The organism is Paenibacillus sp. 37, from assembly GCF_008386395.1.
Lineage (GTDB): Bacteria > Bacillota > Bacilli > Paenibacillales > Paenibacillaceae > Paenibacillus > Paenibacillus amylolyticus_B.
In genome coordinates this window covers 5,543,468-5,559,915 of the sequence record NZ_CP043761.1, presented here as the reverse complement: position 1 = coordinate 5,559,915, position 16,448 = coordinate 5,543,468, and the positions used below count along the sequence as shown (strand labels likewise).

The following is a 16,448-nucleotide window of genomic DNA, read 5'->3' as shown; positions in this document are numbered from 1 at the left end:
AAAGTCCACGATTCGAACGTTTACCAATTGAAGGTTCACCATAAACATTGAAATATTACGTGTGTTAATCCGATATAAAGTGAAGGCAATGCATGGAGAGGAGTCTGAATGTGGGAAAAGCAATACGAACGAAGAAGTGGAGTCGTCGATTGAAGGTACTGGCGGCAGCTCTTTTGACAGTGGGTTGTCTGCAAGTGCCTGCTTATGCAGCGGGAAATGATGGACAAACGATCCGGGTAGCCTTGTTTGCGAATCTGGGCAGTACGTATAAATCAACTACACCACTTATTACGCTTGAATCGACGGGACAATGGAGTATCCAATCAGAGAGTGGTGCTAATGTAAGCCTTCCGGCAGGGCAAGTTCGTTTCAGTGCAGATGGTTTCAGAGTGAAAGTGTTGGAAACAGCAGATTTCAAGGCAGCATCTGCAGCAGCAAAATTGTTGCAAGCAACCGCGGATAAGCCATTGCTGTTCACAACGTCCATGAATGGAAATGCCATTTACCAGCTCTACACAGGCAATTATGCAACGGAGGCACTGGCTGGACAAGCTGTTACACGGGTACAAAAGGCAGCAGCAGCTCAATTGGCTGGTCAAAAGCCAACTGTGACCGGAAGTAAGCGCCTGTCTGCTGGAACGTATGGTTCACTTCAGGAAGCAGAGGCAGCGCAAGCCAACCTTTTATCAACAGGAGTTAGTAGTGCTTATCCGGTCCTTCAACTGAGTGGAGGAAGCCAAGCATATGCAGTATGGGTGGGTGAAGCTTCAACGGATGCGGAATTAACCGCATTAAAGAACAGTGTGGAAGCCAAAGCTCCGGGGGTAAGCCTTTCACCTGTCAACAATAGTGCAGGGCTCATCATTCGCCAGGATGCAGGATTAAGTACGGATGCACTCAAAACAGCTCCCCATTACACCATTGCAGGTACTGAATCCAAAGCATTGGTACAAGGGAATGGCAATGGGATCAAAGTAGTGGAACGTTCCCAGCGAACGTATCGTGGAGATATGGAAATCAGCATCGTAAGTGGTGATCTGGCGTTGGTCAATGTCGTTCCACTGGAGCAATACCTGTACTCTGTCGTAGGGGCAGAGGTGTATTCCTCCTGGCCTGCTGAAGCTCTGAAAGTTCAAGCCGTAGCTGCCCGATCCTACGCGCTTCAACAGGGTGAACGTTTCAAAATTGCCAATGTTGTGGATACAACGCTCAGCCAAGCCTATAACGGGATTGGTTCGGAGAACGATAAAGTAACCAGCGCAGTAGATGCAACTGCTGGAGAAGTAGTCAAGAGCGGTGGGAAAATTATCGAAGCGGTGTTCTCCTCCAATGCGGGCGGACAGACCGCTCATCCTTCTGAGGTATGGAACGGCGGAGCAGGTGTGTTCACCAATGTGGTTAGCTCAGGGGATACATCAGCCCAGGCAGGATTACATACGTGGTACCATGTGCTGCTGAGTTCAGGCGTTAGCGGGTACATTCGTGAGGATAACATCAAAGAATTAACGACCAAGACCAATGCGGGACTGGCAAAAGTGACGGTAACGGCTCAGAACACCAATGTACGTGCCATTCCATTAATTCAATCCACCGTTGAACCTGTAGCCAAAATGAATCCAGGCAACGAAGCTGTTGTACTGGCAAAAGTGGCTCAATCGAATGATTATGCTTGGGTGAGAGGACCTTTCACGTCTGCACAGTTGGTTAAATCCCTTCAGGGTAAAACAACAGCGTCTGTTCCTGCTTCAATCTCAACCTTGGAAGTGACCAAGCGTGGACCTTCCGGAAGAGCACTTGAAGTCACTGCCAACGGACAGGCTATGACGGTGAAATATGCCGATACATACCGCTCTGCGCTTGGTGGATTACCGAGCACTTTATTTGATATTGCAGGAACCGGAAGTTATACTGTATTAGGCGCTGACGGCAAAACAGCCAGCAAAACCGGTTCTAATGGTGCTGCTGTAATGTCTGCCTCTGGTACAGGCTCATCATCCGGTAATGCCCTTGTGGTGATGAGTGGTGATGGTCAAGCGAGAGCGGTAACGCAGGGTCAGACCTTCATGTTCATCGGTCAGGGCAATGGCCACGGATTGGGTTTGTCCCAATGGGGAGCCAAAGGCATGGCAGATGAGGGGTATGATTACCAGGCAATATTGAAACACTATTATCAAAATGCGACTATTGTTAAGGAATGAAACTAAATGAATGTGAACTTATATGATTTTGAATTACCAGAGCAATTGATAGCACAGACGCCGTTGCTTGATCGCACGGCATCCCGTTTGCTTGCCTTGAACAAAGATAGTGGTGAGATTAATCATCAAACGTTTCCTGATATTATCGATTTTCTGAATCCCGGTGATACATTGATTCTGAATGATACACGTGTTCTTCCCGCTCGTCTGTTTGGTACAAAAGAAGATACAGGAGCAAAGGCAGAAGTGTTATTGCTTAAAAATGTGGAAGGCGACAAGTGGGAAGCACTGGTTAAGCCGGGTAAAAAACTGAAAGCCGGTTCGGTCATCGTATTCGGTGATGAACTGAAGGCAATCATTGAAGAAGAGGGCGAGATGGGGGCACGTACACTTACGTTTACGTATGATGGAATCTTCCAGGAGATTCTGGACCGTCTGGGCGAGATGCCGTTGCCGCCTTATATCAAAGAGACGTTGGATGACCGTGAACGGTATCAGACTGTGTATGCCAAGCATGAAGGATCGGCGGCTGCACCTACAGCAGGACTCCATTTTACGGATGAATTGTTGGATCAGATTCGTGCCAAGGGCGTTAATGTTGCCTTCATTACGCTGCATGTAGGACTGGGAACGTTCAGACCAATGTCGGTAGACGTTGTAGAAGATCATGTCATGCATGAGGAGTATTACTCCTTGTCACAAGAAACAGCAGACCTGATTAACCAGACCAAAGAGAATGGACACCGTGTTTTTGCGGTTGGTACAACCAGTTGCCGGACTCTGGAAACGGTAGGCAGCAAATTTGAAAATGGAATACTGCAAGCGAGCAGCGGATGGACCAGCATTTTCATCTACCCAGGCTATTCCTTCAAAGTGATCGATGGGATGCTTACGAATTTTCATCTCCCGAAATCCACGTTGGTTATGTTGGTTAGTGCACTAGCAGGCAGGGAACATATTATGCAGGCATATGAGGAAGCCATCCAAGAGAAATACCGGTTCTTCAGCTTCGGCGATGCCATGTTGATATATTAGTATAACGGTATAACGATTAACTTTTAGAGGATGATTAAAACCAATGGCAGCAATTACGTATGAACATATCAAAACTTGCAAACAATCCGGTGCACGTCTGGGACGTGTACATACACCTCACGGTATTATTGAGACACCAACCTTTATGCCTGTAGGTACACAGGCGACTGTCAAAACAATGAGCCCTGAAGAATTGAAAGAAATGGATGCTCAGATTATTTTGAGTAATACCTATCACCTTTTTCTAAGACCAGGACATGAAATCATTCGTGAAGCTGGCGGATTGCACAAGTTCATGAACTGGGATCGTCCAATTCTGACGGACAGCGGCGGATTCCAAGTGTTTTCTCTCAGCGAGATGCGCAAAATTACGGAAGAAGGCGTTAACTTCCGTTCTCATCTGAATGGAGACAAGAAGTTCCTTTCTCCTGAAGTAGCGATGGAAATCCAGAACGCACTTGGCTCCGATATTATGATGGCGTTTGATGAATGCCCACCGTATCCGGCTGAATATGAATATGTAAAAAAATCACTCGAAAGAACAAGCCGCTGGGCGGAACGTTGTCTCGAAAGTCACGCTCGTCCGCATGACCAAGGTCTGTTTGCCATCGTACAGGGAGGCATGCATGAGGATCTTCGCCGTCAGAGCGCCGCAGATTTGACTTCCATGGATTTCCCGGGGTATGCTATTGGTGGACTGAGTGTTGGAGAACCGAAACATTTGATGTATGGTGTATTGGATTATACGTTACCTTTGTTGCCATCCAATAAACCACGTTATTTGATGGGGGTAGGTTCGCCCGATGCGTTGATTGAGGGGTCAATTCGTGGAGTGGACATGTTCGATTGTGTTCTGCCAACCCGGATTGCCCGTAACGGAACAACAATGACCAGCCAAGGACGTCTGGTAGTTCGCAATGCCAAGTTTGCAACAGATTTTGGACCATTAGATCCTGAATGTGATTGCTACACTTGTCGCAACTATTCCAGAGCTTATCTGCGTCATTTGATCAAAGCAGATGAAACATTTGGCCTGCGTTTGACAACGATCCATAATCTTCATTTCTTGCAGAATTTGATGCGTAACGTACGTAAAGCCATTATGGAAGATCGTTTGCTTGATTTCCGGGATGAATTTTTCGATCAATATGGTCTTCATGACAATGACAAAGGTTTCTGATTCAAGTTTTGCGGAAGCCGGCGTAACAAGTAATATCTGTACGTATAGTCGATAAGGGGGAGTTTTGAATGTTTCAAGGAATGCCTCTAGCAGGAGCGCAAGGCGGTGGAATCGTATCTTTGATTGTACCTTTAGTACTCATGGTTGCGATTTTCTACTTCTTAATGATTCGTCCACAGAACAAAAAGCAAAAGCAACGGAATTCCATGCTGAGCCAGTTGAAAAAAGGCGATAAAATTGTAACGATTGGTGGCCTTCACGGAACGATCGCTGAGATTACGGACGATGTGGTTGTATTGCGTGTAAACGATGTAACTAAGCTTACATTTGACCGCAATGCAATCAGCACGGCCGTAGCTCGTGATACGGCTGCTGAATAGTTACTGTAACATAGAATAATGAGGGTACGTTTGTGGCGTATTCACTAGTAGAGAACCGGATCTCCTTGGAGACCCGGTTCTCTTTTTTGATTTATGAGTGAAGGTCGATGTTCTTTACCAGTCAGTTAGGAGCGATGCGTATTTACACCGAATATGCCACCGAGAGCTGAAATGAAAAACGCGCTAAGCAGTTGTAGACTATCCTTCCAATTAAACGAAGCATCCAGCGCGAGAAATCCGATCAACAGCACAAGGAGTCCATATACGATTCCGGTAATCCCTCCGTAGTACCATCCTTTTTCACCAGAACGTTTGCCTGCCACAAAACCACCAACCAATAATGACAAGCCATGAACAACATAGGTATACAACGAGAGGTCCTGTTCCCGCATTCCGCTCATCCAGAGAAACAAGGAGAGAATAAATGCCCCGATAAACATCCATACAAAAGCCTGACAGAGGCCTGACAGAATCGGATTGGACACTCGAAACGAAACCAAGCGGCGGATCAATTGCATGAAGCAACCCCCTTGTACAAGTTATAAGTTAATACAGTGTATGGTCAAGCCTTCGGACTTATGAACTGTTTTCCATTAAATGAACGGATTATTTCTGCATGAGCATGTAAGGTTCAGGTCAAAATAGGGATTGCACTACCCAGCTAACTGTTAAAAACTCAGTTTCGAAGGAGGACCCCTGTTGTGAACTTCCCAGATGTCGGATCACATATCTTTCGAACCATTCTCATGTACTTTTTGGTGTACTGTGCAATGAGGGTTATGGGTAAACGTGAGATTGGTAAGCTATCCATGTTTGATCTTGTCGTGTCCATTATGCTTGCTGAAATGGCTGCTTTTGTCATTGAAGATATTGATAAACCGCTCTCTCACGGGATTGCCCCCATGCTTACCTTGATCATTGTACAGATCGGAATGGCCTTTATAGGTCTTAAAAGTCGGCGTCTTCGCCTGATAATTGATGGCAAACCTACTGTTTTGATCTCCAAAGGCGTCCTTCACCGGGATGAGATGCGGAAGCAACGCTATAATCTGGATGATCTATTGCAACAACTCCGTGAACAGAATGTAGACAGTATCGGTGAGGTTGATTTCGCTATTTTGGAGACCACAGGCAAGCTGACCGTGTTTCCCAAGGATGAGAATATTTCTAACGACAGCAATTCTTCCGGTTCTGACTCAGAAGATTCTTCTTCCAGTAAATCCAAAACGGGAAAAAACCAGATTGACGGATCTCCAAATATCAAATTTCCAAATATTAAATATGAAGGTCTGCCACTACCCTTAATTATGGACGGAAAGGTCCAGGATCAGAATCTGGAGATCATCCAGAAAACGAGATTTTGGCTGAAAAATCAAATTCAATATAACGGAATTCTGGATTTCAAGGATGTATTTATATGTTCCATTGACCACAATGGGAAGATATATGTCAGTCCAAAAGATGATAAAAAATGAAAATCATTTGCCTGACCGGCGCTTGAACCATGAACCAATAAAAGGAACACGGGACAGATCATGAAAGTCAATCATTTTGGTCCAGCCCATGACGATGAAATACACGATAAGCCCGACAAAAGGAGCGAGAAGCATCCTTACCCAAAAAGGCAATATCATGGCAGTCTCTTCGTATACGAGTAGGGTCGCTGCTCCCATGATAAACATTCCTGCACCCGTCTTGACCCAATCCATCATTTTGAAGCGGAACTGTAGCAGGCTACGTACGCTTTGGGCATGCAACAGGGTAACTACCGTAGAATTCACACAGATGGCGATGACTGCACCGAAGATGCCATATTCAGGCTGGGAAGCAAGCGTTAAAATCAACGTGATTTTGATAACAGCACCGATAAACGTATTTAGCAATGCTTTACCTGGACGGTCAAGAGCTTGTAATGCAGCTTGAAGAGGAGCTTGAATATAAATGAACAAAGCAAAGGGAGCCATTAGTTTCAGCATGCTTCCGATCGATGCATCATTATACAGAACAAGACACATCGGTTCGGCAAGCACATACATAAACACAGAAAACGGAGCACCTGTCACAAGTGCCAAACGTAAGGCCTGATGCATTCTTTTGTGAATCAGTGCGCGATCTCCCTGCGCAGAAGCTTCGGACAGTGAAGGCACAAGTGATGTCGCGAGCGATGAGGTTAGTGCTCCCGGCAGCAGTAGCAAAGGAATAATCATACCTTGTAATGCACCATATTGTGCTGTAGCGAGCCCTTTGGATATGCCTGCCAGAGCCAGACTCTGGGCAGTAACGATGGTTTCGGCCAGATAGGATAAGGAGCCAACCAATCGGCCTGCTGTAACAGGAATAGAGATTGCAAGCAAACGCCGGATTAATCCCGGCTGTGGAGTACCCTTTTCTTTCAGAACTGAAGGTATTGGGTTTAAAGGTTTGGCTGTGAGATTGGACATGTTCTGTTGCATAGCGAGCGGTAACTCTTTCTTCTGCCTGTTATACTTCCACAAGAGTACAAGCATACCGCCGAATTCTCCAACGAGCGCGCCCAGCATGGCACCAGCAGCAGCTTGGGCAATACCGTGGGGGAGGAGAAGCCAGGCAAACCAAATGACACAGACGATACGAATGATGGTTTCAACAATGGATGAAATGGCAGTAGGCATCATATTTTGCTTGCCTTGGAAGTACCCTCTGTAGACAGCAGATACGGCGATAATGGCAATCATTGGGCTCATACTAACGAACGTATGGTACACCCGCTCATCAGTGAGCACGTACTTGGTAACCCAGGGTGCAAACAGGATGCACAAAAACATGAATACAACACCAAGGGTCAACGTAAAACTTAAGCTTACTTGCAGGATTCGCTGGGGAGAATAACGATTGGCACCGGTATCAGCTTCGGCTACGAGCTTGGCTACGGCGAGCGGAATACCACCCGTAATTAATGTCACCAGTACGATAAAAAAGGGATAGCTCAATTGGTAGATGCCAACACCTTCTGCACCGATGACTCGTGGCAGCGCAATGCGCGGTATGAAACCAAGTATTCGATTAATTATGCCTGCCGCGAGCAGGATCATGGCCCCCTGAATAAATGTCTGTTTCTTCAAGACTATCCCTCTTTCCCGGTTGAAAGTACAGGCTATCAACATAAACGGGACAAAGCCGTTGTTCTTCATCCTATGCCAGTCCTTTATCTTCTCATGACAACTTGGACACGATTAACAAAAAGAACCATAATCAGCAAGAAGGAATATGATTAGGCGAAGTCGAATCATGTAATATTGATGCCGCATAAAGGCTTGGATGTACGAAGGGAGGCTCCCCGTTGGAAGAAATGAATGATGTGGAGTTGGAACAGTCAATAGAGATGCTCTGCCGTAGCAAGGCGGAGGAATTAAGGCTTGTCGGTTACGAATATGTCACCAGCAAAGATGTCTGGAATTGCGTCAGTCATAAATATGAAAAACAGGGCATTCCACCGCTTCACCAGCTGGTGAACGACATTTTGTCACTGAAAGCAACAAGCTTTATGAACTTTATGACCGTGTCTGCATACCGGGGGTCCTCTTTCTAGACGAAAGGGATCTTTTTTGTTGAAAATTGACTGCTTTTTACGGCATCGCTATAATAGGAATATTGAGAACGAAAGGGGATCTAGGAACGGCATGAAAAGAATTATCAGTTTCATTCTGGTCGTGCTTGTCACCACAGGGGTAATGGTGGGAACAAGCCCGGAACTGCTCAAAAATATACGCTTGGGCCTTGATTTAAAGGGAGGCTACGAGATCTTATATGAAGCAGAGCCGCTCGAAGCAGGTCAACAAGTAACGAAAGCATCTTTGGTGCAAACGGCCAAAAGCCTTGAAAGCCGCGCCAATGCGCTCGGAACAAGCGAACCGGAGGTAACCACTGAAGGAAGCAACCGGATTCGATTGAAGTTGGCAGGGGTTACGGATGAGGCTGAAGTTAGAGCCAAAATGAAAGAACCTGCTGTTTTGACCTTCCGTAGTAAAGCAGAGAACGACAAGGAAGGCGAATACACCAAAATTGAGCTTCGCGGAAATGAATTTGTTGAGAATGCAGCCAAAGTTGTGTTCACTCAATTGAATGAGCCGATGATTGACATTCAAGTGAAAGACAAAGCCAAATTTTCCGAGATTACCAAACGTTTGATCGGACAACCTCTCGCTATTTATTTGGACGATGAGCTTCTATCTGCTCCAACCGTCAGACAACAGTTGACAGATGGTTCCGCTCAGATTTCGGGTGCTTACACACGTGACGAAGCAAACCAGCTTCGTGACACCATTAACCTGGGTGCATTGCCACTGAAACTTACAGAGAAGTATTCACAAAGTGTTGGTGCAACACTTGGTAAGCTTTCTTTGGATCAGACTATTAAAGCGGGATTGATTGGTTCCGTTATTATTCTAGTGTTCATGATTGGGCTTTATCGCATTCCTGGTATTATTGCGAGTTTTGCCTTGATTACACATACGTGGCTGGTACTTGCAATCTTCTATTTAGGAGAATTCGTGCTTACCCTTCCAGGTATTGCGGCGTTTATCCTGGGTATAGGGATGGCGGTGGATGCCAATATCATCACGTACGAACGGATTAAAGAGGAGATGCGCAGTGGTAAGTCGATCTTGTCTTCGGTTAAAGCGGGTGGTAAACATTCCTTCCGAACAATCATTGACTCCAATATCACAACCATTATTGCTGCGGCTGTTATGTTCTTCTTGGGAACAGGTGCGGTTAAAGGTTTTGCACTCGTGCTGATTTTTGATATTGTCACCAGTATTATCACGAATATTTTCTTCTCCCGCTTCCTGTTGACCCTGCTTGTTCGGGGTAACGTGTTGAAGAAGCCTAAGTACTTCGGAGTGAAGGAGAGTGAAATTCGTGCGCTTTAATTGGAATTTTGATTATGTTAAAGGAAGTAAGATTGCCTATTTCTTCTCGATTATTCTGACGATTACGGGGATCATCAGCATTCTGGCTTTGGGTTTGAATTATGCGGTTGATTTCCGTGCTGGATCGAATGTGGATATCTCGGTATCCAAAGCAATCACAGCGGAGCAGATTAAACCTATCGTTAAGGACATCGGTGTTGATGAGGGTGATGTTACCATTACACCGGGGGCTGACCGTGTAAATGTTCGTTTCTCCAATGAATTGGATGAGACCCAAGAGAGTAAATTTAAACAGGAATTTACCAAACTGGATGCATCGGCTTCCTATGAAGTAAATACGGTTGATCCGGAGATGGCCAAAGAATTGGAGCGCAATGCGATCTACGCGGTACTCATTGCAAGTATCGGGATCATGATCTATGTTGCAATCCGATTCGAGTGGCGCTTTGCTGTGGCGGCAGTGGTTTCATTGTTCCATGATGCATTTGTTGTCATAAGCGTATTTTCGATCTTCCGCTTGGAAGTGGATCTGACCTTTATTACCGCAGTATTGACCATTGTCGGATTCTCAATTAACGATACCATCGTTATCTTTGACCGGATTCGTGAGAATTTGCGATTTGCTAAAAAGTCATCTAAAGCAGACTTGCGCGAAGTAGTTAATCACAGTTTGTCACAAACAATGACTCGTTCATTAAATACAACATTTACGGTTTTTGTTGCTTCCCTTTGTTTGTTTATTTTTGGCGGAGAATCCATCCGCATGTTCTCACTTGCAATGGTGATCGGAACACTGTTCGGCGCTTACTCTTCAATCTTTATTGCGGCACCATTATGGCTCACGCTCAAAGGTAAACAAACGAACAAACCTAAGACAGTAGCTAAAGAATCTAACTAAACATTTTATTGTGAAGCCGCGTCTGCCAGGCGCGGTTTTGCAACTTTATGTACAGAATTAAGGGGGAATATTCATGACCAGAGAACATATCCCATCTGCTCAGGCTGCCACATGGAGTGGTATTGCCGGTAATATGGGACTTGCGGTAATCAAAGCGGGAGTCGGTTATATGGCAAACAGCAAATCATTGCTCGCTGACGGCTTGTATTCTGCTTCTGAAGCTGGTTCTGCCCTGGCAGGTCTCTTTCCCTCCAAGTCTGTACGTGATAAGAGCAAGGCTCGCGGGGGACGGTTTAAAGAACATTCAAGTGTTGCTAGACCCGGAATCTCAGTATTGTTATCTGTGCTGATTCTCATGGGTGGATTACAGCTTGCCATCTCCGCATTGGGCAGTCTCTCCGGAAGTGAACCGGAAGCACCCGGCAAGTCGGTACTTTTGGTGGCTGTTGCAGCTTTGGCTGTGAAAGAAGCGATTTTTCAATTTCAGTACAGATATTTCCGTAAACGAAACCAGTCTCAGGCGCTGGCCTATGCACAGCAACATCGCCGTGCACTCTATTGTTCGCTCACCGTGTTAATCGGCATTATAGGATCGATGGCTGGTGAAGAAACGGGTTTGAGCATGCTGCTCTACCTGGACCCCACAGCTGCGTTGATTGCTTCCTGTTTTGTGCTTCACAAGGGTTACCGAATGATTGTGGACACAGTCTATGGTTCACTCGTTCAGGAGTTGGAGCAGGAAGAAGCGTCAGATTTCAAAGAGACCGTACAGCGGGTATATGGCATCATTACCATTGAGCATTTGGTTGCACGTGAACAGGAACATGACGTTACGATTGAGCTGGTCATTAGTGTGAATCCGAGGATCTCGATACTGGAAGCACAGGAGATTGCAAATCGTGCCAAGACATTACTGCTCACCCGTTTCAGTCATGTGAAAGAAGTACAGATTCAAGCGATACCTTATGATCCAGGTTATCCCTATAAATCCAATCATGAACTGCCCGATCACGAAGCGACATTAATTCAGTAGTGAAGCGCGGGTCCAGTAGATCAGGAAAGGAGCGTTATCATTGCTTTATTCGCAATACCGGTGGAATACACCGAATATCGATTTGGAGGCGGCTGCGGGACTCTCGCAGGCGCTTTCCGTTTCACCCCTTGTTGGACGTTTGCTTGTGAGTCGAGGAGTGCACAATGAGAAGGAGGCCGAACGTTTTTTGCATCCTGACCTTAATCAGATGCATGATCCCTATCTGCTCCTCGGCATGAATGAAGCTGTGCCACGTATCAAACTGGCATTGGAGCGGGAAGAACATATTTTGATCTACGGGGATTATGACGCTGATGGCGTATCCAGCACATCGCTTATGATCCATTTGATGCGTCATCTTGGGGCTTCGTACGATATCTATATCCCTCATCGCTCGAATGAAGGGTATGGGTTGCACAACCATGCGTTAGATTGGGCCCATCAACAAGGCGTTTCATTGATTATTACCGTGGATACCGGAATCAGTGCTGTTGAACAGATTGCCTATGCGGCAACACTGGGAATTGAAGTCATTGTGACAGACCACCACGAGCCACCTGAAATTTTGCCAGAAGCCTTTACTCTTATTAATCCAAAACTTCCAGGATGTCCGTATCCTTTTAAAGGTTTGGCCGGAGCGGGAGTAGCCCTGAAACTTGCTCAGGCACTAATCGGGGAGGTACCCGGTGAATGGATGGAGATTGCCGCCATCGGTACCGTAGCCGATCTGATGCCTTTGGAAGGGGAGAACCGGGTTATCGTCAGTTATGGAATAGAATCGATGCGTGGTTCACGTCTACCCGGTGTGAGTGCATTGCTGGAAATCAGTGGAGTGGATCAGAGTCAGGTGACTTCAATTAATATTGCCTTTGCCATGGCACCTCGTATTAATGCCAGTGGACGTTTGGATCATGCCGGGAGAGCGGTATCACTTCTCACCACCGAGAATCTGGATGAAGCTCATACGCTTGCGGGCCAACTAGATCTATTGAATCGGGAGCGGCAGCAAGTCGTAGAGGGCATATTACAAGAAGCAACTGCACAGCTGGAACAAAAGATACAGCTACGTTCAGGATCCGTTCCAGATGTAATCGTATTGGCTGGTGAGGGCTGGAACGTTGGAGTGGTTGGTATTGTGGCGTCCAAATTGCTGGAGCGTTATTACCGACCTACACTTATCCTTGGGATCGATCCAGAGAGCGGTGTCTGCAAGGGCTCTGCGCGCTCCATTGAGGGCTTGGATATCTATCAGGCACTCACAGTCAATAAACACACTATGGACCATTACGGGGGACACCCTGCTGCAGCAGGTATGACCTTGCATCGGGAACAGCTGGAAGAACTTGAGGCTGGTTTGAATGAGTTTGCTGCATCTGTATTAACTGAAGAGGACTTTGTACCTCAACGTCTTGCGGATGATGAATGCAGAATCAGTGATGTTCCGCTGAAAGTGATCCAGGAGATCGACAGATTGCAGCCTTTTGGAATGAGCAATCCTTCGCCACGGTTTGTATTGAGAAGTGTGACTGTGAAGGAAACCAGAACGATGGGACGAGAGAAACGCCATCTGAAACTGGTTCTGGAACAGGATGGTCAGCAACTGGAAACCGTCGCTTTTGGCAAGGGAGCGTTAGCAGAATTTCTTCTCCCAGGTTCCGTTATTGATGTGATGGGAGAACTGTCCATCAATGAATGGAATGGAATGAGAAAACCTCAATTGATGCTTCAGGACATTCATGTTCCTCAGGTTCAAGTGTTTGATTTGCGCGGAAATGCCGAGCCATTAAATGCGATGAAACATTTCTTGAGCTCACTTGAGGTGCATCTGCGATATAAATCTGGTTCTGTTGGTGCAATTGTTCGGAAAGAAACAGACGTTTCCGAGGGAAATTCATTGTATGAACCTTGCCTTTGGGTATATGATAGAAAGGTCGGGTTATTTCCGTGTAATGCTGCTGCACAGCATTATGGACAGGAACAAGTCCGGACGTTATTTGTGTTTGATACGCCGGAAACCCCGGAACAACTTAATGCCATGCTGGCTTTGTTCAGTGGAGCTGAGAATATCATCCTTCTGCACGGATCAGGCAACCGCCGAGATCGCCTTCAGATGCCTTCCAGAGAACTCTTTAAGCGTATTTATATGCAGGTGTTGAAATGGAAAGCTGAACCCGTGGAGGAACAAGAGATTACTCCTGTGCTCAGTCGTCAGTGTAGTTGTTCGCCGCGCATGATTACGATGATGTTGGATGTATTCGAAGAGTTATCCTTCATTACCCGTGATAACGGCAAAATTACGTTTGTGGATAACCCGCCTAAGCGTGAACTAACCGCTTCACGTCACTATCAGGCGCTCGAAAATATGGCCGAGATAGAACAGGTGATGCTGGATGCAGCCACACCGCAACTGACACAATGGATGATATCCCGGATGAAGGGCGTATCTTAGATGGAAGTTTGTGTATTTATTTTAGGAGGAGATTATTTTGGATTTTAAAGATTATATTCGTGTCATCCCTGACTTTCCACAACCGGGAATCAGCTTTAAGGACATTACAACATTGTTGAAGGATGGAGAAATGTACCGCAATGCGATCAATGAACTGAAAGTGATGGTTTCTGATCTCAAAATTGACGTTATTGCTGGACCTGAAGCACGTGGTTTCGTTGTGGGCGCCCCTCTGGCATACGCTCTTGGTGTCGGTTTTGCTCCGATTCGCAAAAGTGGAAAACTGCCTGGAGAGACGATTGAAGTTGGTTATGATCTCGAGTATGGCAAGGATACACTCGCGATGCACACAGATGCGATTGAAAAAGGTCAAAATGTCCTGATCGCAGATGATCTGCTCGCAACGGGTGGAACGATTGCAACTTCCATCAACTTGATTGAACAATTGGGTGGGAACGTTGTTGGTGCTGCATTCCTGATCGAGCTGTCTGATCTGAATGGTCGTGCTAAGTTGCCTGAAAAAATCGATGTATTCACATTGATGAACTACTAAGTTTAAATCTCCACTTGGAGTGTTGTGATTAAAACCTGAATTGCTTTTCCGTTTCCCGGGAAATAATATACAGCATTAATGATTATAAAAAAGCCTGTTCTATCCAACCGTTAAGGTTGGATAGAACAGGCTTTTTTTGATTATATACGGTACAGTGAGATTAATCCGGCGTTTTTTCAGTGATAGGCTGTTTTTGCGAATCGTCATTCAACCAACCCATTACTTCAAACAGTTTGAACAACAAGCTCATCAGGATTCCGACGATGGTTGCCAGTGCCATCCCTTTCAGATGAACGCCGTAGAAGACAACCTCAGTACCACTCAGTCCAATGACCAGTACAAGTGTAGTAAGCAGTAAATTGGTCGGCTTGGCAAAGTCGACTTTCTGTTCAACCAGAATACGCAGACCCGATGCTGCAATAACTCCGAACAGAAGCAGGGATACCCCACCCATAACAGGCACAGGAATGTTAGCTACAAGTGCTGAGAACGTCCCTGAGAAGGAGAGCACGATTGCAATAACCGCTGCCCCACCAATGACGTATGTAGAGTATACGCGGGTCAGTGCCATAACACCGATGTTCTCACCATAGGTTGTATTGGGAGTAGATCCTACAAACCCGGAAAGAATGGTGGATACCCCGTTACCAAGCAGGGAACGATGGAGGCCTGGGTCTTTCGAAAGATCTTTGCCCACAATGCTGCTGGTTACAAGTAAATGTCCAATATGTTCTACGATAACGACAAGCGCTACAGGTAAAATGGTGAAAATGACGGACCAGTCAAATGTAGGTGTGGTTACAGTCGGTAGTGAGATGAAATCAGCTTGTCCAATAGCTTGTTTGTCTACGAGACCCATTAAACTACCCAATACATAACCGGATACAATTCCGATTAAAATATGAATGATTTTGGGGAAACCACGGAACGTCACGGCTCCAATGACAGTGATTCCGAGCGTGACCATAGAGAGAATAATGGGTTTTGCCTGAGGAAACCAGTTGGGGTTAGCTACAGGATCCGAATTAATTAATCCGGCCATACCAGCTGCAACGGGTACGAGTTCCAGACCGATCAGGGCAACAATGGCACCCATAACTGCTGGGGGAAAGACTACGTTAATCCATCCGGTACCAGCATATTTAATAATGAGGGCTACGAGGCAGAACACAATACCTGTAATGATAAAGGCGCCCAGTGCCATGGAGTAACCGTTACCTGGATTTTCTTTTAATACCATTGTGACAGGTGCGATAAAGGCAAAGCTTGATCCGAGATATGCTGGAATCTTACCTTTACACATCAGTATGTACAACAGTGTTCCAATCCCGTTCATCAGCAGGATCATACTTGGATCGACACCGAACAGGTTAGGTACAAGCACCGTGCTGCCAAACATGGCGAACAAATGCTGAAGGCTAAGCAGTGAACCTGAGCCAAGTGGCATCTTTTGATTAACCTGAATTTCGCGTTGCAATGAATTTCATCTCCTTTTCCGAAACACAAACTTTCAATAGATTACAGAGTTTCTCTTAATTAAGCAATAACATTTTTGACGTAGCAGAGCGATGGAATTTATATTTTCATGAATTTTCCTTCTATTTCAGCAAATAACGGCAATAATACATAAGAATTAAAGAAATACATTCAATCCCCTGTGAAGCATAGGGAAACGGGTTAACAGTAATACAGATCACCAATATAAAAATTGGATAAGCGCTCTTATTCGTCAGCAGTTGACGGGAAACGGGCGAAGCGTCATAATTATAGGAAATTACTTTTACGGGGAACCTGTGTTGCAGCACTGTCACG

Annotated in this window: 14 protein-coding genes; 11 read left to right on the top strand and 3 right to left on the bottom strand. The window is 45.8% G+C overall.

Features of this window, described 5'->3' with window-relative positions:
• Window positions 1–110 precede the first annotated feature (110 nt).
• The 4 genes from F0220_RS23760 (at window position 111) to yajC (ending at window position 4,793) form a co-directional block, all read left to right on the top strand.
• Entirely contained in the window at window positions 111–2,198 is a 2,088-nt protein-coding gene (locus tag F0220_RS23760) for a SpoIID/LytB domain-containing protein (RefSeq protein ID WP_105601841.1), read from the top strand.
• A 6-nt stretch (window positions 2,199–2,204) separates the two neighbouring features.
• Complete coding sequence (gene queA, locus F0220_RS23755) at window positions 2,205–3,233, top strand: tRNA preQ1(34) S-adenosylmethionine ribosyltransferase-isomerase QueA (RefSeq protein ID WP_105601840.1); 1,029 nt, start codon at window positions 2,205–2,207, stop codon at window positions 3,231–3,233.
• A 43-nt stretch (window positions 3,234–3,276) separates the two neighbouring features.
• Window positions 3,277–4,413 carry a tRNA guanosine(34) transglycosylase Tgt gene (gene tgt / locus F0220_RS23750; RefSeq protein WP_036616872.1) on the top strand — a complete coding sequence of 379 codons (1,137 nt, stop codon included), beginning with the start codon at window positions 3,277–3,279 and terminating at the stop codon, window positions 4,411–4,413.
• Between the two features lie 68 nt (window positions 4,414–4,481).
• Window positions 4,482–4,793: a preprotein translocase subunit YajC gene (gene yajC, locus F0220_RS23745; RefSeq protein WP_105601839.1), complete on the top strand. Its 312-nt coding sequence runs from the start codon at window positions 4,482–4,484 to the stop codon at window positions 4,791–4,793.
• 125 nt (window positions 4,794–4,918) lie between these two features.
• On the opposite strand, the gene F0220_RS23740 is transcribed toward yajC, so the two are convergent.
• Window positions 4,919–5,311 carry a TIGR04086 family membrane protein gene (locus tag F0220_RS23740; RefSeq protein ID WP_091020482.1) on the bottom strand — a complete coding sequence of 131 codons (393 nt, stop codon included), beginning with the start codon at window positions 5,309–5,311 and terminating at the stop codon, window positions 4,919–4,921.
• Window positions 5,312–5,539: 228 nt separating this feature from the next.
• On the opposite strand from F0220_RS23740, the gene F0220_RS23735 reads away from it, so the two are divergent.
• On the top strand, window positions 5,540–6,268 hold the full coding sequence (locus F0220_RS23735) for a YetF domain-containing protein (protein ID WP_105601856.1): 729 nt from the start codon (window positions 5,540–5,542) through the stop codon (window positions 6,266–6,268).
• Window positions 6,269–6,271: 3 nt separating this feature from the next.
• Here F0220_RS23735 and spoVB read toward each other — a convergent pair whose 3' ends face one another.
• On the bottom strand, window positions 6,272–7,894 hold the full coding sequence (spoVB, locus tag F0220_RS23730; protein ID WP_105601837.1) for a stage V sporulation protein B: 1,623 nt from the start codon (window positions 7,892–7,894) through the stop codon (window positions 6,272–6,274).
• Window positions 7,895–8,121: 227 nt separating this feature from the next.
• On the opposite strand from spoVB, the gene F0220_RS23725 reads away from it, so the two are divergent.
• From F0220_RS23725 to F0220_RS23700, 6 genes are all read left to right on the top strand, one after another.
• Window positions 8,122–8,361: a post-transcriptional regulator gene (locus tag F0220_RS23725; protein ID WP_036617497.1), complete on the top strand. Its 240-nt coding sequence runs from the start codon at window positions 8,122–8,124 to the stop codon at window positions 8,359–8,361.
• Between the two features lie 91 nt (window positions 8,362–8,452).
• A complete protein-coding gene (secD, locus tag F0220_RS23720; protein WP_051447453.1) occupies window positions 8,453–9,703 on the top strand; it encodes a protein translocase subunit SecD in 1,251 nt (416 codons plus the stop codon).
• Complete coding sequence (secF, locus tag F0220_RS23715; protein WP_105601835.1) at window positions 9,693–10,601, top strand: protein translocase subunit SecF; 909 nt, start codon at window positions 9,693–9,695, stop codon at window positions 10,599–10,601. Before secD ends, secF begins: the two co-directional genes overlap by 11 nt.
• 73 nt (window positions 10,602–10,674) lie before the next feature.
• The gene (locus F0220_RS23710) at window positions 10,675–11,634 is read left to right on the top strand and encodes a cation diffusion facilitator family transporter (protein WP_105601834.1); all 960 of its coding nucleotides are present in this window, start codon (window positions 10,675–10,677) and stop codon (window positions 11,632–11,634) included.
• Window positions 11,635–11,674: 40 nt separating this feature from the next.
• Complete coding sequence (gene recJ, locus F0220_RS23705) at window positions 11,675–14,083, top strand: single-stranded-DNA-specific exonuclease RecJ (protein ID WP_105601832.1); 2,409 nt, start codon at window positions 11,675–11,677, stop codon at window positions 14,081–14,083.
• A 37-nt stretch (window positions 14,084–14,120) separates the two neighbouring features.
• Entirely contained in the window at window positions 14,121–14,636 is a 516-nt protein-coding gene (locus tag F0220_RS23700; RefSeq protein ID WP_091020472.1) for an adenine phosphoribosyltransferase, read from the top strand.
• Window positions 14,637–14,796: 160 nt separating this feature from the next.
• Here F0220_RS23700 and uraA read toward each other — a convergent pair whose 3' ends face one another.
• Entirely contained in the window at window positions 14,797–16,113 is a 1,317-nt protein-coding gene (gene uraA / locus F0220_RS23695) for a uracil permease (RefSeq protein WP_091020470.1), read from the bottom strand.
• Window positions 16,114–16,448: the final 335 nt, after the last annotated feature.